General features: G+C 72.9%; 20 protein-coding genes. 9 read left to right on the forward strand and 11 right to left on the reverse strand.

The window, feature by feature from the left end:
• Positions 1–81: 81 nt before the first annotated feature.
• The 3 genes from IE257_RS19860 to IE257_RS19870 all read right to left on the reverse strand — a co-directional run bounded on the left by IE257_RS19860 (position 82) and on the right by IE257_RS19870 (position 4,824).
• On the reverse strand, positions 82–1,194 hold the full coding sequence (locus IE257_RS19860) for a VWA domain-containing protein (RefSeq protein WP_229920559.1): 1,113 nt from the start codon (positions 1,192–1,194) through the stop codon (positions 82–84).
• 217 nt (positions 1,195–1,411) lie between these two features.
• A complete protein-coding gene (locus IE257_RS19865; RefSeq protein ID WP_189970487.1) occupies positions 1,412–3,721 on the reverse strand; it encodes a DUF5682 family protein in 2,310 nt (769 codons plus the stop codon).
• On the reverse strand, positions 3,718–4,824 hold the full coding sequence (locus IE257_RS19870) for an ATP-binding protein (RefSeq protein ID WP_189970489.1): 1,107 nt from the start codon (positions 4,822–4,824) through the stop codon (positions 3,718–3,720). The genes IE257_RS19865 and IE257_RS19870 overlap by 4 nt, the downstream gene beginning before the upstream one ends.
• A gap of 134 nt (positions 4,825–4,958) precedes the next feature.
• Here IE257_RS19870 and IE257_RS19875 point away from each other — a divergent pair, with 134 nt between their 5' ends.
• The gene (locus tag IE257_RS19875; protein WP_189970491.1) at positions 4,959–6,302 is read left to right on the forward strand and encodes an SWIM zinc finger family protein; all 1,344 of its coding nucleotides are present in this window, start codon (positions 4,959–4,961) and stop codon (positions 6,300–6,302) included.
• Positions 6,303–6,596: 294 nt separating this feature from the next.
• The gene (locus tag IE257_RS19880) at positions 6,597–8,177 is read left to right on the forward strand and encodes a DUF5691 domain-containing protein (RefSeq protein ID WP_189970493.1); all 1,581 of its coding nucleotides are present in this window, start codon (positions 6,597–6,599) and stop codon (positions 8,175–8,177) included.
• Positions 8,178–8,289: 112 nt separating this feature from the next.
• Here IE257_RS19880 and icmB read toward each other — a convergent pair whose 3' ends face one another.
• Positions 8,290–8,691 carry a coenzyme B12-dependent isobutyryl CoA mutase small subunit gene (gene icmB, locus IE257_RS19885; RefSeq protein ID WP_189970495.1) on the reverse strand — a complete coding sequence of 134 codons (402 nt, stop codon included), beginning with the start codon at positions 8,689–8,691 and terminating at the stop codon, positions 8,290–8,292.
• 192 nt (positions 8,692–8,883) lie between these two features.
• On the opposite strand from icmB, the gene IE257_RS19890 reads away from it, so the two are divergent.
• Positions 8,884–9,645 carry an esterase/lipase family protein gene (locus IE257_RS19890; protein WP_308279490.1) on the forward strand — a complete coding sequence of 254 codons (762 nt, stop codon included), beginning with the start codon at positions 8,884–8,886 and terminating at the stop codon, positions 9,643–9,645.
• Positions 9,646–9,809: 164 nt separating this feature from the next.
• Positions 9,810–11,459, forward strand: a complete 1,650-nt coding sequence (locus IE257_RS19895; RefSeq protein ID WP_372453143.1) for a M23 family metallopeptidase — start codon at positions 9,810–9,812, stop codon at positions 11,457–11,459.
• A 49-nt stretch (positions 11,460–11,508) separates the two neighbouring features.
• On the opposite strand, the gene pcrA is transcribed toward IE257_RS19895, so the two are convergent.
• Complete coding sequence (gene pcrA / locus IE257_RS19900; protein ID WP_189970499.1) at positions 11,509–14,058, reverse strand: DNA helicase PcrA; 2,550 nt, start codon at positions 14,056–14,058, stop codon at positions 11,509–11,511.
• Between the two features lie 12 nt (positions 14,059–14,070).
• Positions 14,071–14,430 (reverse strand): ArsR/SmtB family transcription factor, encoded by a 360-nt coding sequence (locus IE257_RS19905; RefSeq protein WP_189970501.1) that lies wholly within the window; start codon positions 14,428–14,430, stop codon positions 14,071–14,073.
• Between the two features lie 124 nt (positions 14,431–14,554).
• Between IE257_RS19905 and IE257_RS19910 the strand changes: the two genes are divergently transcribed.
• The 3 genes from IE257_RS19910 to IE257_RS19920 all read left to right on the forward strand — a co-directional run bounded on the left by IE257_RS19910 (position 14,555) and on the right by IE257_RS19920 (position 17,139).
• The gene (locus IE257_RS19910) at positions 14,555–15,460 is read left to right on the forward strand and encodes an alpha/beta fold hydrolase (protein WP_189970503.1); all 906 of its coding nucleotides are present in this window, start codon (positions 14,555–14,557) and stop codon (positions 15,458–15,460) included.
• Between the two features lie 111 nt (positions 15,461–15,571).
• Positions 15,572–15,925 (forward strand): hypothetical protein, encoded by a 354-nt coding sequence (locus IE257_RS19915; RefSeq protein ID WP_189970505.1) that lies wholly within the window; start codon positions 15,572–15,574, stop codon positions 15,923–15,925.
• A gap of 143 nt (positions 15,926–16,068) precedes the next feature.
• Positions 16,069–17,139 (forward strand): C40 family peptidase, encoded by a 1,071-nt coding sequence (locus tag IE257_RS19920; protein WP_189970507.1) that lies wholly within the window; start codon positions 16,069–16,071, stop codon positions 17,137–17,139.
• Between the two features lie 90 nt (positions 17,140–17,229).
• Here IE257_RS19920 and IE257_RS19925 read toward each other — a convergent pair whose 3' ends face one another.
• The 3 genes from IE257_RS19925 to IE257_RS19935 form a co-directional block, all read right to left on the reverse strand.
• Positions 17,230–18,333 carry an alpha/beta hydrolase gene (locus IE257_RS19925; protein WP_189970509.1) on the reverse strand — a complete coding sequence of 368 codons (1,104 nt, stop codon included), beginning with the start codon at positions 18,331–18,333 and terminating at the stop codon, positions 17,230–17,232.
• Positions 18,334–18,419: 86 nt separating this feature from the next.
• Positions 18,420–19,118 carry a LuxR C-terminal-related transcriptional regulator gene (locus IE257_RS19930; RefSeq protein WP_189970511.1) on the reverse strand — a complete coding sequence of 233 codons (699 nt, stop codon included), beginning with the start codon at positions 19,116–19,118 and terminating at the stop codon, positions 18,420–18,422.
• Entirely contained in the window at positions 19,115–20,410 is a 1,296-nt protein-coding gene (locus IE257_RS19935) for an ATP-binding protein (protein WP_189970513.1), read from the reverse strand. Before IE257_RS19935 ends, IE257_RS19930 begins: the two co-directional genes overlap by 4 nt.
• A 131-nt stretch (positions 20,411–20,541) precedes the next feature.
• On the opposite strand from IE257_RS19935, the gene IE257_RS19940 reads away from it, so the two are divergent.
• Positions 20,542–21,867: a PspC domain-containing protein gene (locus IE257_RS19940; RefSeq protein WP_189970515.1), complete on the forward strand. Its 1,326-nt coding sequence runs from the start codon at positions 20,542–20,544 to the stop codon at positions 21,865–21,867.
• Positions 21,854–22,078, forward strand: a complete 225-nt coding sequence (locus IE257_RS19945; RefSeq protein WP_189970517.1) for a hypothetical protein — start codon at positions 21,854–21,856, stop codon at positions 22,076–22,078. The genes IE257_RS19940 and IE257_RS19945 overlap by 14 nt, the downstream gene beginning before the upstream one ends.
• Here IE257_RS19945 and IE257_RS19950 read toward each other — a convergent pair.
• Positions 22,024–22,539, reverse strand: a complete 516-nt coding sequence (locus IE257_RS19950) for a TQO small subunit DoxD (RefSeq protein ID WP_189970519.1) — start codon at positions 22,537–22,539, stop codon at positions 22,024–22,026. The genes IE257_RS19945 and IE257_RS19950 overlap by 55 nt on opposite strands.
• 18 nt (positions 22,540–22,557) lie before the next feature.
• A complete protein-coding gene (locus IE257_RS19955) occupies positions 22,558–23,814 on the reverse strand; it encodes a hypothetical protein (RefSeq protein ID WP_189970521.1) in 1,257 nt (418 codons plus the stop codon).
• Positions 23,815–23,820: the final 6 nt, after the last annotated feature.

Genomic DNA, 23,820 nt, shown 5'->3' on the forward strand with positions numbered 1-23,820 from the left:
TACCTGTCACAGATCGCCTCACGGTTGAACTGGAAGTTCGTGTGATTCACCGATTCACAGCAAAGAACCGGAGCGCTGCCGTCAGGGGGTCGGCAAGGGGCGCTTCTCCAGCGCCGCGGCCATCACCTCCGGGAACAGGTCGGGGGTACAGGCGAAGGCCGGCGCCCCGAGCGCCGCAAGGGCCGCGGCGTGCTCGCGGTCGTAGGCCGGGGCGCCCTCGTCGGACAGGGCGAGCAGGGTCACGAACTCGACGCCCGCCCCCTTCATCGCGGCGACCCGCTTGAGCATCTCGTTGCGGATGCCGCCCTCGTACAGGTCACTGATCAGGACGACGACGGTGTCCGCGGGCCGGGTGATCTTCGACTGGCAGTAGGCGAGGGCGCGGTTGATGTCGGTGCCGCCGCCCAATTGGGTGCCGAAGAGGACGTCGACCGGGTCGTCGAGCTGGTCGGTCAGATCGACGACCGCGGTGTCGAAGACGACCAGACGGGTGGCGATCGAGCGCATGGAGGCGAGGACCGCGCCGAAGACGGAGGCGTAGACGACGGAGGCCGCCATCGAACCCGACTGGTCGATGCAGAGGATCACCTCTTTCTTCACCGATTGCGCCGCCCGGCCGTAACCGATGAGGCGCTCCGGGACGACGGTGCGGTACTCGGGCAGGTAGTTCTTGAGGTTGGCCCGAATGGTGCGATCCCAGTCGATGTCGTGGTGGCGGGGACGGTTGATCCGGGCGGAGCGGTCGAGGGCGCCGGCGAGGGTGGCCCGGGTGCGGGTCGCGAGCCGCTTCTCCAACTGCTCCACCACCTTGCGCACCACGGCCCGCGCCGTCTCCTTCGTCGTCTCGGGCATCGCCTTGTTGAGGGAGAGCAGGGTGCCGACGAGGTGCACGTCGGGTTCGACGGCCTCCAGCATCTCCGGCTCCAGCAGCAGGGCGGCCAGGCCGAGCCGCTCGATCGCGTCGCGCTGCATGACCTGGACCACGGAGCTCGGGAAGTACGTACGGATGTCCCCGAGCCAGCGGGCCACGTTCGGCGCGGAGCCCCCGAGGCCGGCCGACCGGGCCCCCGACGTCCGGCGCGACCCTGCCTCACCGCCCCCGCCGTACAGCGCGCCGAGCGCCGCGTCCATCGCCGCGTCCCGCCCGGTCAGCGCGCAGCCGGTGCCGTCGGCCTCGCCCCCGCCGAGCACCATCCGCCACCGCCGCAGCCGCTCGGCTCCGGCGGGGCCCGCGATGTCCTGCTCTCCCGCGCTCGCGTCCGTACCGTTCACGTTCCCGTCCCCCTGCACCAGTCGTATCCACCGCATCCGTCCCCGCAGACGTACGCGTCACTCTTTCGGCCCCGCAGGCGCGGGGTCCGGGGCGGAGCCCCGGCAGCGGCGCCGCACCCTCCCGGGGCCGCCCGCCCGCTCAGGCCGCCGAGACCCGGTCCGGAGCCGACAGCAGCATGCGGACCAGCTCCACCACGGCCTCCGCCCGGACCGGGTCCAGATCCGGGGCGAAGCCCTCGGGGGCCGCGCCCGTCGTCACCGCGGCAGCGGACCCGCCCGGGCCGCGCCGGACCAGCTCGCCCAGGGTCCGCTTCACGCCCGGCTCGTACGCCCCGAACGTCCTCCGCAGCAGCGGCAGTACGTCGGTGAACGCGCGCTCCGGCACCCCCACCAGCCAGGTGTCGATCAGGCCCAGCAGCCGGTCGTCGTGGACCAGCAGCGTGCCCCCGCCCGAACTCCCGCCCGCGAAGCCCTCGATCCAGCCCGCAGCATCGGCCGGGGAGGAGGCCGGGGACAGGGCGAGCCCCATCAGCCGGGCCGTCTCCTCGGCCGGCTGCCGCCCGTCGTCGAGGAGCAGCCGGGCCGCCCGGCCGCGGATCAGGCCGGGCACGGTGTCCCGGTCCGCCAGCACCGCGAGCACCGCCGACCAGCGCTCGCGCAGTCCCTCGTCCGTGTCCGCCAGCAGGCCGACGGCCCCGTGCACGCCGTCCACGTGGGTGCGCATCTCCGCCGCCGCGTCGGCGTCCAGTCCGGCCGTGCAGGCCGACGGCAGCGCCACGCATATCCGCTCGGCGAGCCCGGCCGCCACGACGCCGAGCGCCGTCGCGTCGGTGCCGCGCACGTCCCCGTACCGCAGCGAGCGGGCCAGCGCCGGCAGGGCCTCGGCGAGCTTCGCCACGTCCGTGTCCAGCGCGGCCCGGTCTGCCAGGGCCCGCAGTACGGCGGGCAGCGCCTGCGCCAGGCCGGCCAGCAGGCACTGCTCGGCCAGCGCCGTCACCTCGCCGAGCTCCTCGGCCGCGGCGGCGTCGGCCTCGGCCTTGGCGGTGGCCGCCCCGAGGACGGTGGTCCCCCATATGCCGGCCTCGGCGATGCGCACCGACAGCTCCGGCTCCCAGCGCAGCCGCCAGGTCTCCCGGAAGGTCCCGGTGCCGGACCGGGAGGCGACCGGGGTGCCCCAGCCGATGCCGAGCAGCCGCAGCCGGTGCAGCAGCAGGGACTTCGCCGTGTCGGTGTCCTTGCGCAGGTCGAGTTCCAACTCGCGGTCCTCGGCCTCGGCCTTGAGCCGCAGCGTCCGCTGTTGACGTGTCAGGTCCCGCTGGAGGGGTACGACCGGTGCCCCGTCCGGGACCTCGCCGAGCACGTCGCCGACGACGAGGCGGTCCTCGACCAGTGCGAGCGGGATGTCGGAGCCGTCGCACATCACCGCCCGGACCGCTTCCAGGGTCTCGATCAGGCCGGGCAGTGGCCTTCCTCGCATCGCGGCGAGGGTCTCGGCCAGCCGGACCGCCTCGATGACGTGGGCCGAGGAGACCTGAAGGTCCTCCTCCCGCAGCAGTCCGGCGACCTTGGTCAGCCACCGCTCGACGGGCCGGTCCCGTGCGGTGAAGAGGTGGGCGTACCAGCCGGGCGAGGTGATGCCCGCGCCGTACCCGCCGGCCCGGGCGAGCCTGCGGTGCGTCCAGGGCACCCAGGTGGTCTCGACCTTGACCTTGGGCAGGCCGCTCAGCAGCGCCCTGTCCGCGGCCACGGTGGTCCTGGCCCGCAGCGCCGGGACGTGCCAGGCGCCGCACACCACGGCATAGGCGTCGCCGAACTCCCGGCGGGCGGCGCGCATCCGCTGCCTCATGTACGCCTCGCGCACCAGGTCGCGGTGGTGGCCGCCGTCGCCGTACGCCTCGCGCAGGGCTCCCATGGCGTCCCCGAGCGCCTCGAAGGCGCCGAGCACGTCCTGTCCGTCGCCCCGGGCTCCGCGGTGCTCGACCACGTCCTCCCACCAGCCCTCGGGGTCGTCGTACCCGGCGGTCCCGGCCAGTACGGCGAGCGGGTCGAGCCGGACGGCGTCGGGCTCGCCCCCTTCCGGCCGGTCCCCCTCCGGCCGGTCCCCCTCGGCGGCGAGCGAGTGCGCCGCCGGCAGGTCGATGAACCGGACCGGGACCTCGTGCTCCTGGGCCCAGCGGATGGCGACCCACTCGGGCGAGAACCCGGCCAGCGGCCAGAACGCGGCCCGGCCCGGATCGTCCGCCGCGTGTGCGAGGAGCGCCACGGGCGGCTGCATGCCGGGGTCGGCGGCGAGCGGCAGCAGCGCGTCCCCCTCGGGCGGGCCCTCGATCAGCACCGCCCCGGGCCGGGCCGCGTCCAGGGCCGCCCGGACGGCGCGGGCGGAGCCGGGCCCGTGGTGCCGTACGCCCAGCAGCAGCGGTCCTCCGGCCCGTGCGGTGGCCGGGCTCATACGGTCACCTCCCGGCAGGCCCGGTAGAAGTCCTTCCAGCCGTCGCGCTCGCGGACCACGGCCTCCAGGTACTCCTGCCAGACGACCTTGTCGGCCGCCGGGTCGCGGACCACGGCGCCGAGGATGCCGGCGGCCACGTCGGAGGGGCGCAGGACGCCGTCCCCGAAGTGGGCGGCCAGGGCCAGGCCGCCGGTGACGACGGAGATGGCCTCGGCCGTGGACAGGGTGCCGCTGGGCGACTTCACCTTCGTACGGCCGTCGCCGGTGACCCCGTCGCGCAGCTCGCGGAAGACGGTGACGACCCGGCGGATCTCCTCCAGGCCCTCGGGCGCGGCCGGCAGGTCGAGGGCGCGGCCCATCTGGTCGACGCGGCGGGCGACGATGTCGACCTCGGCGTCGGCGGTGGCGGGCAGCGGCAGCACCACGGTGTTGAAGCGGCGGCGCAGCGCGCTGGAGAGCTCGTTGACCCCGCGGTCGCGGTCGTTGGCGGTGGCGATGAGGTTGAAGCCGCGCACGGCCTGCACCTCGTCGCCCAGTTCCGGTATGGGCAGGGTCTTCTCGGACAGGACGGTGATGAGGGTGTCCTGGACGTCGGCGGGGATGCGGGTGAGCTCCTCGACGCGGGCGGTCATGCCGTCGGCCATGGCCCGCATGACGGGGCTGGGGACGAGCGCCTCGCGGCTGGGGCCGTGGGCGAGGAGCCGGGCGTAGTTCCAGCCGTACCGGATGGCTTCCTCGGGGGTGCCGGCGGTGCCTTGCACGAGGAGGGTGGAGTCTCCGCTGACGGCGGCCGCGAGGTGTTCGGACACCCAGGTCTTGGCGGTGCCGGGGACGCCGAGCAGGAGCAGGGCGCGGTCGGTGGCCAGGGTGGTGACGGCGACTTCGACGATGCGGCGCGGTCCCACGTACTTGGGCGTGATCACCGTTCCGTCGTCGAGCGTGCCGCCGAGCAGGTAGGTGGCGACGGCCCACGGGGAGAGCTTCCAGCGGGTCGGGCGGGGCCGGTCGTCGGCGGCCGCCAGGGCTTTCAGTTCGTGTGCGAAGGCGTCTTCGGCGTGCGGCCGCAGAGCTTCTGCTCGCTGCTCGGTCTCGGGCATGGTCATGGTCCCCCTCCAATGCTCGGCAGCCGCTTCCGACTGCTGCATCCAAGGTGCACCACGCCACTGACAACGGCCCCTGCTGATAACATCGTTGCAGGTCAGAGCAATTGTCAGTGGCGGTCTCTACGGTGGTTCCCATGACTGATCAGGGGGACCGCTGGACAGCGGAACAGGTATTGGATCTGGCTCCTGACGATGCCTCACGCAAGGCGGGTGGCAGACTCGGCGGCGCAGGGCCGTGGTTGCAGATCGGAGGTTCCGCTTCCGGTTCTGTGTGGGGGTTGTGCAAGGGCAGCGGAAGCAAGCCGTACCGCACGGTCGTGGACCTGACGGGCCCGGCCTACAAGTGCTCCTGTCCGAGCCGGAAGTTCCCCTGCAAGCACGCCCTCGGACTGCTGCTCCTCTGGTCGGCGGAAGGGGCCGGCGAGCCGGCCGAGGCACCGGATTGGGCCGCGCAGTGGCTGGCGGACCGGGCGGCCAAGGTCGCGCGGCCGGCGGGCGGGAGGGCCGCCCCGGTCGACGAGGAGGGGGCCCGGCGGCGGGCCGAGCGGCGGGCGGCCCGGATCGACGCGGGCGTCACCGAGCTGGAGCAGCGACTGGCCGATCTGCTGCGCGGCGGACTCGCGGGCCAGGAGCAGGCGGGATACGCGGGGTGGGAGGAGACTGCGGCCCGCATGGTAGACGCGCAGGCACCCGGACTGGCCGGTCGCGTAAGGGAGTTGGGCACGATACCCAGTTGCGGCCCCGGCTGGCCCGCCCGGATGCTGGAGGAGGCGGCGCTGCTGCACCTGCTCGACCGGGCGTGGTGGGGGGTGGCCGGGCTGCCGGAAGGACTGGCGGCGACGGTGCGCAGCCGCGTGGGACTGCCGGCCTCCGAGGAGGGGGAGGCCGTACGGGACCGCTGGCTGGTGCTCGCCCAGTACGACACGGTGTCGCCGGACGGCCGGCTCACCACCCGCCGGATATGGCTGCGCGGGCTGGAGGGCGGGCGGCCCGCTCTGGTGCTGGACTTCGGCCCGCCCGGGCGGCCACCGGGCCTGGCGATGCCCGTGGGGCTGGTGCTGGAGGCGGAAATGTGCTTCCGGCCCGGGTCTGCGGGGCTGCGGGCGGACCTCGGTGAGAGGTTCGCGGCGGCCGTGCCGTGCGGGGAGGTGCCGGCCGGGGTGAGTACGGGGGCGGCGCTGGAGGCGTACGGGGCGGCACTGCGGGAGGACCCGTGGCTGGAGTCCTGGCCGGTGGTGCTCGGTCCGGTGGTCCCGATACCGGGAGAGCTCGGCTGGCAGCTGGCGGACGCGGAGGGCACCTCCGCCCTGCCGGTGCCCCTCACCGGGGGCGGCAGCCGCTCACGCGGGGGCCTGTGGCAGCTGGCGGCGTTGTCGGGCGGGGGCCCGGTGACGGTGTTCGGCGAATGCGGCCACCGCGGCTTCACCCCGTTGACGGCCTGGCAGCCGGACTCGACCGAGCCCGTCGCCCTGGCCTGACCGGGACCAGGAAACAAACACCACATCGCAGGGGGCCTGGGGGGTCCTGTGCCGTCTTTCGGGGCGGCGAGGAGATGTACGGCGCCGGGGGGCGCCGCTCCACCGAACAACAACGAGCCGGGGGGCTTGCATGAACGACAACCACGCCAGCTGAACGCAGGCAGACGGGGACATCGACCGCTCCGGTCCCGTGGAGGGGGCGGGACCGGAGCACAGCACGCAACGCACGACGAGTGACGAGCGACGAGCGACGAGCGACGAGCGACGAGTGACGAGTGACGAGGGAGGGGCCCGATGGAGAAGGGTGACGAGGGGTACGGGGAGTGGGAGGAGCTGGTCGCCGCCGCGCTGCTGGGCACCGACCGGCGCCGGGGCGGGGGCGGGGGCCCGACGGGCTCGCCGGAAGCACTGCTGGACGCGGCGGCCGTGCACGCCGTACGGCGCCGGGCCGGGCTGCGACCGGCCGCGGCGCATCCCCGCCCGGCGCCCGCTCCCCGGGACCCGCGGCCCGCGCCGCCGCAGGCGGCGGGCCGGCGGCTCGCCCAGCTGTTGGCCGGCCGCAGCGGAGCGGTGAACGGCGGGGGGCGGCGCGGGACCGCCCCGGATCTGACGGAGCTGCTCCCGCAATGGCTGGCCGCGGCCGCACGGCACGGCTACCGCTCGCCGAACGCACTCGTACCGGCGCTGCTGGACGCGGCCCGGGCCCGTACGGACCTGCGCCAGCAGGCCCTGGCCCTGGCCGGGCCGCGGGGGCTGTGGCTGGCCCGGATGAATCCGGACTGGCGGTTCGCCCTGCGCGGCGGGGCGGGCGCCGGGGAACTGCCGGAGGTGACGGACCGGGTGGGGGTGGAACGGCTGTGGCAGGAAGGGCTGTTCGCGGAGCGGGTCGCCCTGCTCGGGGCGGTCCGGGCTCACGAGGCGGCGGCCGCACCGCGGCTGCTGTCGACGACCTGGGCCACCGAACGGGCCGAGGACCGGCTGATGTTCCTCGATTCGCTGAGGGTGGGACTGTCCGAGGGGGACGAGCCCTTCCTGGAGGCGGCGCTGGGCGACCGCAGCCGCAATGTCCGCGCCACGGCCGCCGAGTTGCTGTCGGCACTGCCGACGTCGGCACTGGCGGGGCGGATGGCGGAGCGCGCGCTGGCCTGCGTCGGCCCGGAGGGAGTGACGCCGCCGGCCGAGTGCGATGCGGGGATGCTCCGCGACGGGGTGGTCAAGCGGCCGCCTGCCGGGCGCGGGGAGCGGGCATGGTGGCTCGGGCAGTTGGTGGAGGCGGCACCGCTGTCGTGCTGGCGGGAGCGGTTCGGCGGGCTCGGTCCGGCCGAGATCGTGGCGCTGCCGGTGGCCACGGGCGACGGCTGGACGGAGGAGCTGCACGCCGCGTGGTGCCGGGCGGCAGTGCGCCAGCGCGACGCCCTCTGGTCGCGGGCCCTGCTCGGCCCGGCTTCCGCGCCGCCCGCGGCGGGTCCGGGCACGGCTTCGCTCGCGGAGCGGGCCAAGCTGCTGGAGACCCTGCCGGATGCGGAACGGGCGCAGTGGGTCGCGGAGTTCATACGGGCCCACGGCCTCTCGGAGGCCTTCCAGCTGCTCGGGGTGTGCGTGGTCCCGTGGGCGGGGGCGCTGGGCCGGGCGGTCGTGGACGCACTCGACACGGCCCGGGACGCTGGCAGCTACCCGTGGAGCTTCAGCGGAGTGATGGGACTGGCCGAGCGCTGTCTCGACCCTGCGGAGGCCGACCGGCTGGAGGCCCTGACCGCGGCCGCGCAGGACCTGCCGGACGCGGCTCCCGGGGCCGCCGCGTACTGGGCCGAGGCCTTCCAGCGGCTGGTGGCCACGCTCCGGCTCCGCGCGGCGATGCTGGCCGAGCTGGCCTAGCCCCCGCGGGGGGCCAGGCCGTGGGTCCCGCTCCCGCGGGACCCGGGGCTCCGCCCCGAACCCCGCGCAGCAAACGCCGGCGGGGCTGCGTTGACGCAAGGTGGCCGGCCGGCTACTGCCGGACGTGGCCGCGGACCCAGTCCACGATGGCGGTCGTCGTCGCGCCCGGGGTGAAGATCTCGGCCACGCCCTTCTCCTTCAGGGGGCCGATGTCGTCCTCCGGGATGATGCCGCCGCCGAAGACCTTGATGTCCTCCGCGTCGCGCTCCTTGAGGAGTTCCAGCACGCGCGCGAACAGCGTGTTGTGGGCGCCGGAGAGGATCGAGAGGCCGATCGCGTCGGCGTCCTCCTGAATGGCGGTGTCCACGATCTGCTCGGGGGTCTGGTGGAGGCCGGTGTAGATGACCTCCATGCCCGCGTCCCGCAGCGCCCGCGCGATCACCTTGGCCCCGCGGTCGTGGCCGTCGAGACCCGGCTTGGCCACCACCACACGGATCGGACCGGTCACACCCATCGCACTGCCTCCCGAGTGAACGAACGTTAAGTACAGCATCGCGCACGCCGCCGTTTCGCGGTCAACCACGAGGGGGAAATCACACGTGGGACGGCATTGCGCCACCGTGCCGACAGCCGCACGGCACGGTGGCGCGACCGCCGGAGTCCCTCAAAGGCTCAGGGGAGGCCGTCTATGGGGCTGTGCATACCCATGTCCGTGCCCTTGTCCGGCGCCGCGCTGCGGGCCGGCGCGCTCGAGGTGATGGTGTTCGGCGGACACCTTCTGCTGTACCCCACCGGAGTGTGCCAGGAGAAGGTCACCGCCCGCCCGCCCGCGACACGGCCGCCCGCCCTCCTCCTCCACGGGTTCACCGACAACCGGTCCGTGTTCGTCATGCTGCGCCGCGCCCTCGGGTCGGGAGGCCGGCACGTGGAGGCGTACAACTACTCGCCCTTCACCCTCGACCTGCGCGTCACCGCCCGCCGACTCGCCCGGCGCGTCGAGGAGCTGTGCGAGCGCACCGGACAGGACCGGGTGGATCTGGTCGGACACAGCCTGGGCGGGCTGGTCGGCCGGTACTACGTGCAGCGGCTCGGCGGCGACGCCCGCGTCCGCACCCTCGTCACCCTCGGCACCCCGCATTCCGGCACGCTCGTCGCCCCCTTCATGGACGCGCACCCCCTGATACGGCAGATACGCCCGGACTCCGAGGTCCTGGCGGAGCTGGCCGAACCGGCACCCGGTTGCGCCACCCGGTGCGTGGCGTTCTGGAGCGAGTTCGACACGCTGATGTCCCCGGTCGGCGCGGCGCGGATCGAACACCCGGATCTGTGTGTGGAGAACGTGCAGGTCACCGGTATCGGACATCTCGCACTGGCCGCCCATCCCGCGGTCGTCGCAGCGGTCCGACGGACCCTCGACGGGCCCGGCCCGACCGCCGTCGCGGGTGCGGACACCGCCTCCGTCGCCTGACCGAAAAGCGACCGACAGTCGAACGAATTTCGAACTCAAGGCCAAGGGTGCGTCTTTCGGCGACCGAAAGACGGCCGAATGCCCGGTTCCGGAGATCTGAGGACCCGGCGAAGATTGTCGTTGCGAGTAACCGCCGGGTACAGTCACGCCACTGCTCTCCTCCGGTGAACTTCGAGTTCCCGGCCACCCAGGCCCCCACTGCCGAGGCGAAAGAGAAGTTGGTGAACGACCGCCCCTCGTCGGGCCAGTACCCGGATGCCGGGTATGACGGCCTTTCCACCACCGCTTTCGCTGGTGACTCGACCTACGTTTCCTACGAAACGCAGGGCCAGGGGGTCAATTACGCCGCCTACGGCTCCTACGACACCGGCGCGTACGACACCACGGCATGGACCTCGCAGGACCCTTACCTGTCGACGATCCCGACCCAGGCCGCCCCCGAGGACACCACCGGGAGCTGGGACGCGAACGCCTGGGCCGCGCCGAGCGCGGACCAGTCCGGCTACGCCGACTACACCGGTTACCAGCAGCCGTCCTTCGGCTACGACACCACCGGCGAGCAGACCGGCCACTGGGCGATGCCGGGCTACGGCACCACCGGTACCGAGACCGGCGCCTACGACGCCACCGCCTGGAACACCGTCCCCGAGACCCCGGCCCAGCCCGAGGCGGCCTACGCGTACGAGTACCAGCCCGCGCCCGCACCGGCGCAGCACGAGTACACATACGAGGCGACCTCCGTCGGCTACGCCTACGGGACCGGGACCATGGCCGGAACCGGTGCCGACACATACAGCGAGACCGCCGTCTTCGAGGTGCTCTCCGACGGGACGCCCCAGGTCGACGAGACCTACGAGGCGCACCCGACCCACGAGTCGCACCAGGCGCACGAGCCGCACGAGCCGCAGGAAGTCGACGAGCTGCCCGGGGTGCACGCGCTGCACGAGGTCCACGACCTCCCCACTCAGGCCATGCCCGTGACCACGGCTCCGCGTTCCGCGCGCCGGACCGCCGCCAAGGCGGGCGGCAACGCGAAAGCGGGCAGCGGCGCCAAGGCGGGCGGCAACGCCGGCAGCCGTCGCCGCAGCCCGGCGAAGCGTTCCGCCATGCTGACCGTGGCCGTGCCCTCCGCCTGCGTGATGGGTGTCGCGGGCGTCGCGGCCGCCTCCGTCGGCGGCCTCACCGGCACGGACCGGCCCGCCGAGGACACCACCACGATGGCCGCGCCCGACCCGGCCTCGGTGAAGCCGGTCGCGGCGAACACCAAGCTCGACACCCAACTGGTCGCGCTCAGCGCCGACGCGGGCGACTTCGCGGACCGCGCGAGCCGCACGCAGGAGCGCATCGACCTGCGCGAGCGCCAGGAAGAGGAAAAGAAGAAGAAGGCGGAGGAGGCCGCGGCCAAGGAGGCCGCCCGCCCCAAGTTCGCCATCCCGGTCAACCAGCACGGCCTCAGCGCCAACTTCGGTCAGGCCGGCGGCATGTGGATGTCGGTGCACACCGGCATCGACTTCCCGGTCTCCTACGGGACCCCGGTCATGGCAGCCACCGACGGCACCGTGCGCACCCAGTACAACAGCGCCTACGGGAACATGGCGATAGTGACCGCGCCCGACGGAACCGAGACCTGGTACTGCCACCTCAGCTCCACCAAGATCCGCGGCGGCAAGGTCAAGGCGGGCGATGTGATCGCCTACTCGGGCAACTCGGGCAACTCCACCGGCCCGCACCTCCACTTCGAGGTCCGGCCCGGCGGCGGAGCTGCGATCGACCCCCTGGCGTGGCTGCGCGGCAAGGGCCTGGACCCGACGTAACCGCCGCGCGGCCCGAAGGCCGCGCGGTCGCCCGCCGTACCCCCGCGCCCTACAGCTTCTGCACCGGCGCGTAACGCAGCAGCAGCCGCTTGGGCTTGTCGTCCCCGAAGTCGATGGTGGCCTGCGCGTCCGCGCCCGCCCCCTTGACCTCCATAACGGTGCCCAGCCCGAACTGGTCGTGCGTGACCCGGTCCCCGACCACCAGCGCGATGACCGGCTTGTCGGCGGCCCGCCGCGTCGCGAACCCGGACGGGCCCGACCTCGTCCGCGACGAGGACAGGAACGCTTCCGGCGAGGTGCCGAAGGTCGCCTTCCCCGAACCGGACGACGACGATCCGTACCCCGAACTCCGCATCGGACCGGCCGGCTTCTGCGTGGCGCCCGTCCGCTTCCACTGGAGGTACTCCGTGGGGATCTCCTCCAGGAACCGCGACGGCGGGTTGTACGAGGGCGTGCCCCACGCGCTGCGCATGCTGGAGCGGGTCAGGTACAGCCGCTCGCGCGCCCGGGTGATCCCCACGTACGCGAGGCGGCGCTCCTCCTCCAGCTCCTTGGTCTGGCCCAGCGCCCGCATGTGCGGGAAGACCCCGTCCTCCATGCCGGTCAGGAAGACCACCGGGAATTCGAGGCCCTTGGCGGTGTGCAGGGTCATCAGCGTGATGACGCCCGTGCCCTCGGTGTCCTCGTCCGGGATCTGGTCGGAGTCGGCGACGAGCGCGACCTGCTCCAGGAACTCGGCCAGGGTGCCGGACCCGGGAGCCGGGGCCCCCGTCTCGGCGGCCTCCGCCGCCGCGGCCTCCCGCGCCTGCTCGAACTCCAGCGCCACCGCCGCGAGTTCCTGCAGGTTCTCGATCCGGGTCTCGTCCTGCGGGTCGGTCGACGCCTGGAGCTCGGCGAGGTAGCCCGTACGCTCCAGTACCGCCTCCAGCACCACCGCCGGGCCCGCGCCCGAGTCGACGATCGTGCGGAGCTCCTCCATCAGCACGTTGAACCGCTTCACCGCGTTGGTGGAGCGCGCGGCCATGCCGAAGGCCTCGTCCACGCGCCGCAGCGCCTGCGGGAAGGTGATCTTCTCGCGCATCGCCAGGGCGTCGATCATCGCCTCGGCGCGCTCGCCGATGCCGCGCTTGGGGACGTTCAGGATGCGCCGCAGCGGGACGTTGTCCTCCGGGTTCGCCAGAACGCGCAGGTACGCGAGGACGTCGCGGACCTCCTTGCGCTCGTAGAAGCGGACGCCGCCGACGACCTTGTAGGGCAGTCCGACCCGGATGAAGATCTCCTCGAACACGCGCGACTGCGCGTTGGTCCGGTAGAAGATCGCTACGTCGCCGGCCTTGGCGTCGCCCGCGTCCGTCAGCCGGTCGATCTCGTCGGCGACGAACTGGGCCTCGTCATGCTCGGTGTCCGCGACGTAGCCGGTGATGACGGCGCCGGTGCCGGCCTCGGTCCACAGGTTCTTCGCGCGCCGGTTCTCGTTGCGCTCGATGACCGCGTTGGCCGCGGAGAGGATCGTCTGCGTGGAGCGGTAGTTCTGCTCCAGCAGGATCGTCGTCGCGTCCTTGTAGTCCTCCTCGAACTGGAGGATGTTGCGGATGGTCGCGCCGCGGAAGGCGTAGATCGACTGGTCGGCGTCACCCACCACGCACAGCTCGGCCGGCGGCAGGTCCGGGTAGCCGGTGCCCACCAGCTCGCGCACCAGCGTGTACTGCGCGTGGTTGGTGTCCTGGTACTCGTCGACGAGGACGTGCCGGAAGCGGCGCCGGTAGTGCTCGGCGACGTCCGGGAAGGCCTGGAGCAGGTGGACCGTGGTCATGATGATGTCGTCGAAGTCGAGGGCGTTGGCCTCGCGCAGCCGCCCCTGGTACATCGCGTACGCCTGGGCCAGGGTCTTCTCGAAGCCTCCCCCGGACTCCGTCTGGGAGGTGCCCCCTGCAGCCTGGTCGGCGAAGGCTTCCTCGTCGATCAGCTCGTTCTTCAGGTTCGAGATCTTGGCGTTGAAGGCCTTCGGCGGGAACTTCTTCGGGTCCAGGTCCAGGTCGCGGCAGACGAGCGCCATCAGGCGCTTCGAGTCGGCCGCGTCGTAGATCGAGAACGAGGACGTGAAGCCGAGCCGCTTGGACTCGCGGCGCAGGATGCGCACGCACGCGCTGTGGAAGGTGGAGACCCACATGGCGTTGGCGCGCGGGCCGACCAGACCCTCGACGCGCTCCTTCATCTCGCCGGCGGCCTTGTTGGTGAAGGTGATCGCCAGGATCTGACCCGGGTGGACGTTCCGCGCGGCCAGCAGGTGGCCGATGCGGTGGGTCAGCACCCGGGTCTTGCCGGAGCCGGCGCCGGCCACGATGAGCAGCGGGGACCCCGCGTGCACCACGGCCGCGGCCTGCTCGGTGTTCAGGCCGTCGAGCAGCGCCGCCGGGTCGATGACGGGCCTGGGGGCGCCGTCCCGGTAGTACGCGTCCCCGCTCATGGGTACGTCGAACCGCCCCCCGAAGAGGTCGTCCGCGCCCGCCTCCGGGGCGGCGTGGTCCTCGGGCGGCGGCGGGACCTCGTCGGAGGGGGTGAGGTCCGCCAGGAAACTGTCGTCAAAGAGGCTGCTCATCGCCATCCGAGTCTAGGGTGCGGGACCGACAGCCGGTTCCGCCGCGGGAAATTCCCCTGCCGCGGGGACGTCGCCCAGCACGATCGCCAGCAGGCCGGGAAAGCTGCGTTCGAGGTCGTCGCGGCGCAGCGCGAGGTAGAGCCTGCGGCCCTGGGGGCGCTGGCAGATCACACCGCTTTCGCGCAGCGTCTTGAGGTGGTGCGTGACGCTCGACCTGGGCAGGTCGGGCACGACCTCGCCGCAGAAGGCCTCCCGTCCGGAGGCGAGTCTGCGGACGATCTCCAGGCGGACGGGATGTCCGAGCGCAGCAAGGACCTCGACCAGTTCGATGCGGTCGGCGGCGGGGTGGGTCGGCTCGGCTGCGGCAGGCATGCCCTCACTGTACGCAGTTCTCGTACGGACAGACATTGCCAAACCATTCGAAGATCTCGTACATTCAGATCGTTCGAGATCTTCGAACAGTCATCCACCGTGCACCCTTCCGTGAGGATTTCGCATGCCCACCGCCCCCACCGCCCCCTCCACCCCTCTCGACGACGCCTCTCTCGCCGCCTCCCTCGACGGCGGCTTCACCAGCCACCACGCCGAGGTCAACGGCACCCGCCTGCACTACGTGGAGGGCGGCAGCGGCGAACCGCTCGTCCTCCTCGGCGGCTGGCCGCAGACCTGGTGGCAGTGGCACAAGGTGCTGCCGGACCTGGCCCGCCGGTACCGGGTGATCGCCGTCGACCTGCGCGGCATGGGCGGCTCCGCCAAGCCCGACACCGGTTACGACAAGAAGACGATGGCGGCCGACGTGCACGCCCTCCTCGGCCACCTCTCCATCGGCTCGGCGCATCTCGCCGGGCACGACATCGGCGCGATGGTCGCCTACGCCCACGCCGCCAACCACCCCGGGGCCACCCGCCGGCTCGCCCTCCTCGACGTCTCGCACCCCGAGGAGGCCTGGGCGCAGATGCCCCTGCTGCCCCGGCCCGAGGCCCGCCACCTGTGGTGGTTCGCCTTCAACCAGGTGCAGGGCCTGCCCGAGCAGCTCCTCGCCGGCCGCTATAACCTGCTGCTGGACTGGCTGTTCGCGGCCATGACCACCGACCCCGCCTCCATCGACGCCCGCTCCCGCGCGGTGTACGCCCGGGCGTACGACTCCCCGGACGCGATCCGGGCCGGCAACGCCTGGTACCGGGCCTTCCGCCAGGACATCGACGACCTCGCCGGCTACTCCCCCGTCACGGCCCCGCTGCTCGCGCTCGGCGGCGAGCACAGCAACTACGAACGCCTGCTCGCCGCGGTCCCGGCGCTGGGCACCGACACCCGGGTCGTCCGCGTCGACGGCAGCGGCCACTACCTCCCGGAGGAGCGGCCGGAGACCGTCGTCGCCGAACTGACCACGTTCTTCGGCTGACCGGGCTGACCGGGCTCCCCGGCCGACCCGGTTCCCCGGCCGATCCGGTCGGCCCCGGTACTGCGGTGACCGGTGGAAATCCGCCGGATACCACCCCGTACGCTCGACGCCATGGACGTACTCATCAATGTCTTCATCGGCCTGCACATCATCGGGATCGCCTCCCTCCTCGGCGGCTTCCTGACGCAGATGAAGGCGATGAGCACGGGCACCGCCCGCTTCACGCCCGCCATGCTGCACGGCGCGCTCACCATGCTGGTGACCGGTGTGGTGCTCGTCGGCCTCAACCAGATGGACGGGAACCCCGTCAACAACATCAAGGTCGGCGTGAAGCTCGCGATCCTCTTCGTGATCCTCTGCCTCGTCTACGTCAAGCGCGACGAGGAGCAGGTGGAAAAGGCGCTGTTCGGCACGGTCGGCGGGCTGACCGTGATCAACATCTTCATCGCCGTTCTCTGGCACTGACCCACACCGGAACGATCCGCTCCGGTCCCGGGCAGCCAGCTCCGGTCATATCGAGCCACTTACGGTCATCCCGTCATCCGCCCGTTACCTGCGGGTCTAGCGTCCTCCTCCAAGCACCGACAGAGGAAGGACGTGAGGCCCTCGTGGCCAGTCATCGAAAGCCCAGGCAGCGCACGCTCTCCGGCGGCCCGGCACGGACGACCGCCGCCACCCTCGCCCTCGCGGGCGCTGCCACCGCCACCGCCTTCGAAGGCACCTCCCAGGCCGACCCCCGACTGACACCCGACCAGGTCAAGTCCGAGGTGGACCGGCTCTACGAGGAGGCCGAGGCGGCGACCGAGCGGTACAACGGGGCGAAGGAGCAGGCGGACGAGGCCGAGCGTGCGCTGACCGGACTGCGCGAGGAGACCGCCCGCAAGACCGACCAGCTGAACACCGCCCGCAGCGCGCTCGGAACGCTCGCCGCCTCCCAGTACCGCAGCGGTTCCCTGGGCACCACCGTGCGGCTCGCGCTGGCGTCCGACCCGCAGGAGTACCTCTCCCAGGCCTCCTTCATCGCCCGCGCCGGCGACCGCAACGCCGCCGGGATCAGCACCGTGCGCCGTCGGCTGGACGACGTCGGCAAGCTGCGGGACCAGGCCGCCGGACGGCTCGCCGACCTCCGCTCCAAGCAGGACGAGATCGCCGGGCACAAGGCCGTGATCGAGGGGAAGCTCACCGCGGCCAAGAACCTGCTGGCCCGGCTCACCGCCGAGGAGCGGGCCGCCTACGAGGCCCAGTCGCCCGGCGGCCCGGCCGCCGCACCGAACGCACCCGCCGCGCCCGGCGCCCCCAGGAGCAGTACGCCCCCGCCCCCGTCCGACGGCTCGCGCGCGGCCCGCGCCGTGGCCTTCGCGCACACCGCGATCGGGAAGCCGTACGTCTGGGGCGCGACCGGCCCGGGGTCCTTCGACTGCTCCGGCCTCACCCAGGCGGCCTGGCGCTCGGCCGGGGTCTCGCTGCCCCGCACCACCTACACCCAGATCAACGCCGGCCGGCGCGTCTCCCGCGACCAGCTGGCCCCCGGCGACCTGGTGTTCTTCTACTCCGGGGTCACCCACGTCGGCCTCTACGTCGGCAATGGCCAGATGATCCACGCCCCGCGGCCCGGCTCGACGGTCCGGCTCGCACCGATCGATTCGATGCCCTGGGCCGGCGCCTCCCGCCCCGCATGACCCGTACCGGCCTCGTGACCCGTACCGGCCTCGTGACCCGTACGGCCTCGTGACCCGTACGGCCTCGCGACCCGTACCGCTGCGCGACGCCTACGGCTTCTTGACCACGGTGCTCAGCCAGCCGAAGGTCTGCGGCAGCTGCTTCGACCACGATTCGAGGTTGTGCCCGCCGACCACCTTCTCCGCGTGCACCACCGTCGGGCTCTTCGCGATCGCCTTGAGGTCCGTGCCGGACAGGTAGCCGTCGTGCTCGGCCCCCGACATCCACAGCGAGACCGCGGGCGGCGCGGGGGCGGCCTTGAGCAGGTTCTTCAGATTGTGCGTGGTGCGCAGCGTCGGATCCTGGGCGACCAGCGAGGAGGGCTCCTGGCCGGGGTCGTTGTAGCCGGACAGGGAGACGGCCGCGCTGTAGCGGTCGGGGTGCAGGATCGCCAGCTTGGCGGCGCAGTAGGCGCCGGCCGAGTAGCCGGCCACGCCCCAGGTGCGGGAGTCGTCCGAGGCTCGGAAGTTGTCGACGACCATCTTGCGGACGTCGACGCTGAACCAGCTGTCCGCGTTGACCTTGCCGGGGATGTTCGCGCAGCCGGTGTCCCCGTTGCCGACCAGCATGGCGCGCGGTGAGACCAGGATGAACGGCTGCACCTTGCCGCTCTTCATCAGCGGCTCCAGCACCTCGTGGGCCTTGACGCCCTGGAACCAGGACTTCCCTGTCCCCGGTATGCCCGGGATCAGCTCCACCACGGGGAACTTCTTGTCCTTGTAGGCCGGGTCGTCGTACTGGGGCGGCAGCCACACCATGACGTCGCCCTTGACTCCGGAGATCTTGCCGTCGAGCTCCGTCTTCCTGACCCGCCCGCCCAGCCCCTCGACGGGCTGGAACTCCTGCTTGACCTTCGGCGCCTCCTCGACCTTCTTGCCGCCGAGCCCGTCCGGGCCGAGGTCGGGGGCGGCGGTGACGTACTTGCCGGTGCCGAACAGGTCGCCCCAGGAGGCATAGAAGTGCTCGGCCCGATTGACGGCGACGAAGACCACTGCAACCGCTGTGACCTGGGCGAACACCACCATCAGCGCGCGCAGGACGGTGCGTACGACGGCAGGGCCGCGCACCTTGCTCCACACGGCCAGCGGAAGGATGACGGCGATCGCGGTCAGGGCGATCACCGCCACGAAGAAGGGTGTCCCCGTCAAGCTCATCACGCCACCGTAGAGGGCGGCGCGCGCGCTCCCGGTTGCCCGGTCCGCCTGCGGTGTCGGTCACACCGCAGGTCGGACGGCATCCGTCACACCAGGCGGCGGGCCGTCGCCCAGCGGGTCAGCTCGTGCCGGTTGGACAGCTGGAGCTTGCGCAGCACGGCGGAGACGTGCGACTCGACCGTCTTCACCGAGATGAAGAGCTGCTTGGCGATCTCCTTGTACGCGTACCCGCGCGCGATCAGCCGCAGCACCTCGCGCTCGCGCTGGGTGAGCCGGTCCAGGTCCTCGTCGACCGGCGGCGCGTCCGTCGAGGCGAACGCGTCGAGCACGAAGCCCGCCAGCCGCGGCGAGAACACCGCGTCCCCGTCCTGCACCCGGAAGACCGAGTCCACCAGGTCGGTCCCGGTGATGGTCTTGGTGACGTAGCCGCGCGCCCCGCCCCGGATGACCCCGATGACGTCCTCGGCCGCGTCCGACACCGACAGCGCCAGGAACCGCACCGGGTCCACGGCCGCCGCCATCAGCGGGGCGCAGCGCCGCAGCACCTCGACGCCACCGCCGCCGGGCAGGTGCACGTCGAGCAGGACCACCTCGGGCCGGGTGGCGGTGATGACGGTGACGGCCTGGTCGACGTCGGCGGCCTCACCGACGACCTCGACGCCCGTGCGTTCGGTCTCGCCGATCTCGGCCTGCACTCCCGTACGGAACATCCTGTGGTCGTCGACGAGCACCACCCGGACCCGCCTGGTCTCCCCCGTGCCTGCGTTCTCTCCGGCCTCGGTCATGCTGCGTTCGCCGCCCTCTCCATCTCCAGCTCGACTTCCGTGCCGCCGTCGGGCGCGGACCGCAGCCGTGCGGTCCCGCCGTTGCGCTGCATCCGGCCGATGATCGATTCTCGTACGCCCATGCGGTCGCTCGGTACCGCGTCGATGTCGAAGCCCGGCCCGCGGTCCCTCACGGACACGAACACCGTCCGCCCCTCCACCTCCGCGTACACCTGTACCGGCCCGCCCTCGCCACCGTACTTGGCGGCGTTGACCATCGCCTCGCGCGCGGCCTGGATCTGCGCCGCCAGGCCCTCGTCGAGCGGGCAGTCGCCGACGACGACGACCTCGATCGGGACGCCGTGGTGGTCCTCGACGTCGGCGGCGGTCTTCTTCACGGCCTCCGCGAGGGTGGCCGGCTCCTCCGCCTCGTCCTTGCCGGTGCCCTCCGGTCTGTAGAGCCAGTTCCGCAGTTCGCGTTCCTGCGCCCGCGCGAGCCGGCGTACCTCGGAGACGTCCTCCGCGTTGCGCTGGATCAGGGTGAGGGTGTGCAGCACCGAGTCGTGCACGTGGGCCGCGACCTCGGCGCGCTCCTGGGCGCGGATGCGCATCAGCCGTTCCTCGGAGAGGTCCTGGGTCATCCGGATCAGCCAGGGCCCGGCGAGCAGGGCCACCCCGACGAGGACGGCGAGCGTCGCGGTGAGGACGTTGCCGAGCTGCGCGGCGGAGCCCCGTACGACGATGAACACGGTCAGGCCCACACCGACCAGGGCGACGCCGGCCAGGGCCCGGGCGGCCTGCAGGAGGCGTCCGTGCCGCCCGACGGCCGTGGACCAGTGGGCACGGCGGGCGTTGTCGGCCTGCCGCCAGACGAGCACCACCCCGGCCCCGACCAGCAGCGTCGGCCACACGTACCGGCCGGAGGCGCCGCCGAGCTGCACCTTGGAGATGAAGATGCCCGCGCCGATGAACAGGGCGATCAGCGCGGTGATCTGCCCGCGGTCGGGCTTGCGCAGCCGGCGACTGCCGTCGGGGAGGGTCTCGAAGAAGGAGCGGTGCCCGGTCCGGCCGCCGACGCCGAGCGGTACGAAGACCCAGAACGCGGCGTACAGCAGCACGCCCAGCCCGTCGCCCCACATGAACAGCAGCAGGAAGGCGAGGCGCACCCACCCCACGGGCAGTCCGAGGTGCCCGGCAAGACCGCGCGCGACACCGCCGAGCATCCGGCCGTCGGCGCTGCGGTAGAGCTTGCGCTGCGGGACCTCGTCGGCGTCCGGTGCGTGCGGGGTACGGGGAGCGGCGGCTACGGGCATGTCACCAAGGGTCACACGCCCGGCGGGGGCCGGTCATCAGGGCATCCCCCCACTTGTACCGGGGGGATATCAGGGTTGCACCAGGGTAGGGCCCGATGCCGTCCGCTTCCGCGGCCCGTCACCATGGACCCATGACCGAAGTACACGACGCCCCGCCGGCCGAGCCGGGGGCCCCTCGGGCGGCCGATGCCAGGCCACCCCTGCGCCGCAGCAAGCGCGACAAGGTCCTCGCGGGCGTGTGCGGCGGCCTCGGCCGGTACTTCGACCTGGACCCGGTGGTCTTCCGCATCGTCCTCGGCGTCCTCGCCGTCACCGGCGGCGTCGGTCTGATCTTCTACGGCTTCGCGTGGCTGCTGCTCCCCCAGGACGGCGAGGAGGACAGCGAGGCGAAGAAGCTGCTGACCGGCCGGATCGAGGGCGCGACGCTGGCGGCCGTGTTCGCCGCGCTGGTGGGCTGCGCGCTGTTCCTGTCGATGCTGGACAACGGCGGGCTGGCGGCCTTCTCCGTCCTGGTCGTCCTGGCGCTGGGCGGAGCCTCGTACTGGTCGCAGCGGCAGCGGCACACCTTCCAGCCCGAGGCGCAGACGCCCGATCCGGCCGGCAGTGCCCACCGCGCCGGGCACTCGCCGGCCCCGCCGGAGACGAAGGCGCCGCCCACCCCCGGCGGCCCGTCCTGGTGGCGGGATCCGCTGGTCAAGGACGGTACGACCGGCCCGGTCGGCGGGACGGGCTACCTGTGGGGGCCCGACGACACCGCGGACCCCGTGGTGGCCGGCCGCACCCCGCAGTCGTCCGCGAAGGCGCCCGCCGCCCCGGCCCGCCCGCGCGGCGGCATCGGGGGCCGGGTCTTCGTGCTGGCGCTGCTGGCCGGGATCGCGGGGACCGCCGCCACCTGGGAGGGCAATCCGCTCGGCGGGGCGCTGCAGACGGGGCTCGCCGCCGCGCTGGTCGTCTTCGGTCTGGGTCTCGCGGTCAGCTCCCTGGCGGGGCGCACCGGCTTCGGCACGATCGTGCTCGCCGTGTTCACCTCCGGCCTGCTGGCGGGCGCGGCCGTGCTGCCCCACGAGGTCGGCACCGACTGGCGCAGGGTCGAATGGCGTCCGGCCGCGGTGGCCGACGTACGGCCCGTGTACGAGGCGGGCACCGGGCTCGCCACGCTGGACCTGAGCCGGCTGGACGTGCCGAAGGGCACCACCGTGGCCGTCGAGGCCTCCATCGAAGCGGGCCGGCTCAAGGTCGTCCTGCCGCGGGAGGTGACCGCGCAGGCCGATGTCACCATCCGGCGCGCGGGCGACGTGCAGCTGCCCGGGGACCGCGCGGACCGGATCGAGCAGGTCGGCGAGCAGAACCGTACGGAGACCCTGGCGCCGGCGGCCGGCACCGAGGCCGGCGGAACGATCGACCTGCACCTCAGTGCGGGTCTGGGACTGGTGGAGGTGGCTCGTGCGGCGTCATGAGTTCCAGCCGGGACGGCTGATCGCGGGACTGGTCCTGGTGACGGCGGGCGTGTTCTACCTGCTGGACAGCACCGGTCGTGCGGACCTGCCCTGGTTCGCGATCATTCCGATGACCCTGGGCGGGCTCTCGCTGGCCGCGCTGGTGGGGCTGGTGACCTACGCCGTGCGCCGGGACAGGCGCGACCGGATCACCGAGTCCAGCGACAGGTAGGGCGCCCCCGCGAGGATCAGCGGGGTCCACGCCATCAGGTAGATCAGGTCGTTGCCGTAGTAGTACGGGGTCACCGCCCACGACACCGTGAGCCACAGGCTGAGCGAGATGAGCGCTCCGCCGACGGCCGCGATGCGGGTCAGCAGGCCGACCAGGGCCCCGAGGCCGACCAGGATCTCCCCGATGGCCAGGGCGACGGCGAAGCCGACGGGCGAGTTCAGCGACAGGTCCACGAGGCCGGGGATCGCGGAGGTGTCGCGCACCCCGCGCATCAGGTCGCCGATGGAGCCGTCTCCGGAGGCGGAGAGGAACGCCGGGTCGGTCAGTTTGTCGATCCCCGCGTACACGAAGGTCACGCCGAGGAAGAGCCGCAGGGGCAGCAGCGCGTGCCGGGAGGCCAGCTCGCGCAGCCCCACGACGCCGCGCGGGGCATCGGTCTCAAGAACATCGGTTCGGTTCACGGGACATGTGTACCCCGATCACTCGGCAACATCGATGGTGCAGCGGTTGGATTCCACCCCCGCAGCCGTGACCACCTGGACCTCGACGCGCCCCGGCTCCACCTCCGCCGGGACCGGCACGGTCAGCACGGCGTCGGAGGGATTGGTGAATCCGCCCGCCACCGGGACCAGCGGCACGTGCACGTGCACCGCCCCGACCCGTACGACCAGACGGGCCAGCATCTCCGGCGTCTGCGCCCCCGGGGGTACGAAGCCCACGCCCCGGATCTCGATGTCGTCCCCGGGGCGGACGGCTGCGTCCAGGTCCCCGGGCTCCCGTCTGCGCACCACCGACAGCACCAGCGGACGGCTGCCCTCCGCGTACTTCGCCGCCAGGTACACCACGGCGGACAGCGCCACCAGAAGGGCCAGCGCCCACGGCAGCTGAGGCAACCGGTCCGGGAAGCGCGCCAGCGAGGCCACGGCGTAGCCGAGCACGACCGTCGAGACGAGCACGTACTGGGCGTCCGGGAAGCTTCCGCGGCCCGCATCGTCCGTCAGCAGGTCCACCCCGCGCGGACGGTCGGCCGGCAGCTTCTGCAAGCGCTGGTTCATGATCCGTACGGACACCACCCGGCGGACCAGCACCGCCACGGCGGAGGTCAGCGAGACGACCGCCAGCAGCGGCAGCGCCCGGTCCAGCGCGAGGCCCGCGTACAGCGCCTGCCGCTCGGGCCCGGGCGCCGAGGCGGCCAGCCGCAGCGCGGGCAGCAGCGTGGCGAAGGCCGTCAGCACCACCCAGGCGCTGGGCACCGCCTTGGAGGTGGACAGCCGGTTGTCCTCACCGACCAGCGGGGCCAGCAGCCCGCCGCGCACCGACTGGGCGCGGGCCGCGACCGTGAGCAGCCCGGCCAGCACCAGGGCGGCCAGCAGCCCGGCGGTGCGCGCCGTGGACCAGCCGGTGCCGAGCGCAGCGGCGACCTGCACCAGCAGCAGGACCCCGGCGGCGATCCAGACGGCGAGGACGGCCCGCCGGGAGAACAGGTACAGCCAGGAGTTCCCGGCCTCCCGGCCCCGGTCGGCGACGGTGCGGGCGGACAGGGTCAGCTCGTCGGAGACCCACTGCCGGGAGGCGCCGAGCGAGTGGGCCACGGCAGCCGGCACGCCCTGGCCGGAGGCGAACTCGTCGCGCTTCTCCAGGAACGCTGCGACGGCGCGGCGGTGGCCCTCCCGTGCGCACTCGTCGCAGGCGCAGGAGGTGGTGTGGGTACCTCGGGACATCTCTTGGACAGCCACGGACGT

The sequence above is a fragment of the Streptomyces avidinii genome (genome assembly GCF_014650695.1).
GTDB classification, from domain to species: Bacteria; Actinomycetota; Actinomycetes; order Streptomycetales; family Streptomycetaceae; genus Streptomyces; species Streptomyces avidinii.

Bases quoted from the DNA above. Each gene is read 5' to 3' on its own strand.
- IE257_RS19935 (WP_189970513.1), bottom strand. From the start codon at position 20,410: ATGCCCGTAGCCGCCGCTCCCCGTACCCCGCACGCACCGGACGCCGAC.
- IE257_RS19890 (WP_308279490.1), top strand. From the start codon at position 8,884: ATGTCCGTGCCCTTGTCCGGCGCCGCGCTGCGGGCCGGCGCGCTCGAG.
- IE257_RS19940 (WP_189970515.1), top strand. From the start codon at position 20,542: ATGACCGAAGTACACGACGCCCCGCCGGCCGAGCCGGGGGCCCCTCGG.
- pcrA (WP_189970499.1), bottom strand. From the start codon at position 14,058: ATGAGCAGCCTCTTTGACGACAGTTTCCTGGCGGACCTCACCCCCTCC.
- IE257_RS19860 (WP_229920559.1), bottom strand. From the start codon at position 1,194: ATGGTGCTCGGCGGGGGCGAGGCCGACGGCACCGGCTGCGCGCTGACC.
- IE257_RS19910 (WP_189970503.1), top strand. From the start codon at position 14,555: ATGCCCACCGCCCCCACCGCCCCCTCCACCCCTCTCGACGACGCCTCT.
- IE257_RS19915 (WP_189970505.1), top strand. From the start codon at position 15,572: ATGGACGTACTCATCAATGTCTTCATCGGCCTGCACATCATCGGGATC.
- icmB (WP_189970495.1), bottom strand. From the start codon at position 8,691: ATGGGTGTGACCGGTCCGATCCGTGTGGTGGTGGCCAAGCCGGGTCTC.
- IE257_RS19930 (WP_189970511.1), bottom strand. From the start codon at position 19,118: ATGACCGAGGCCGGAGAGAACGCAGGCACGGGGGAGACCAGGCGGGTC.
- IE257_RS19905 (WP_189970501.1), bottom strand. From the start codon at position 14,430: ATGCCTGCCGCAGCCGAGCCGACCCACCCCGCCGCCGACCGCATCGAA.
- IE257_RS19870 (WP_189970489.1), bottom strand. From the start codon at position 4,824: ATGACCATGCCCGAGACCGAGCAGCGAGCAGAAGCTCTGCGGCCGCAC.
- IE257_RS19925 (WP_189970509.1), bottom strand. From the start codon at position 18,333: ATGAGCTTGACGGGGACACCCTTCTTCGTGGCGGTGATCGCCCTGACC.
- IE257_RS19880 (WP_189970493.1), top strand. From the start codon at position 6,597: ATGGAGAAGGGTGACGAGGGGTACGGGGAGTGGGAGGAGCTGGTCGCC.
- IE257_RS19875 (WP_189970491.1), top strand. From the start codon at position 4,959: ATGACTGATCAGGGGGACCGCTGGACAGCGGAACAGGTATTGGATCTG.
- IE257_RS19865 (WP_189970487.1), bottom strand. From the start codon at position 3,721: ATGAGCCCGGCCACCGCACGGGCCGGAGGACCGCTGCTGCTGGGCGTA.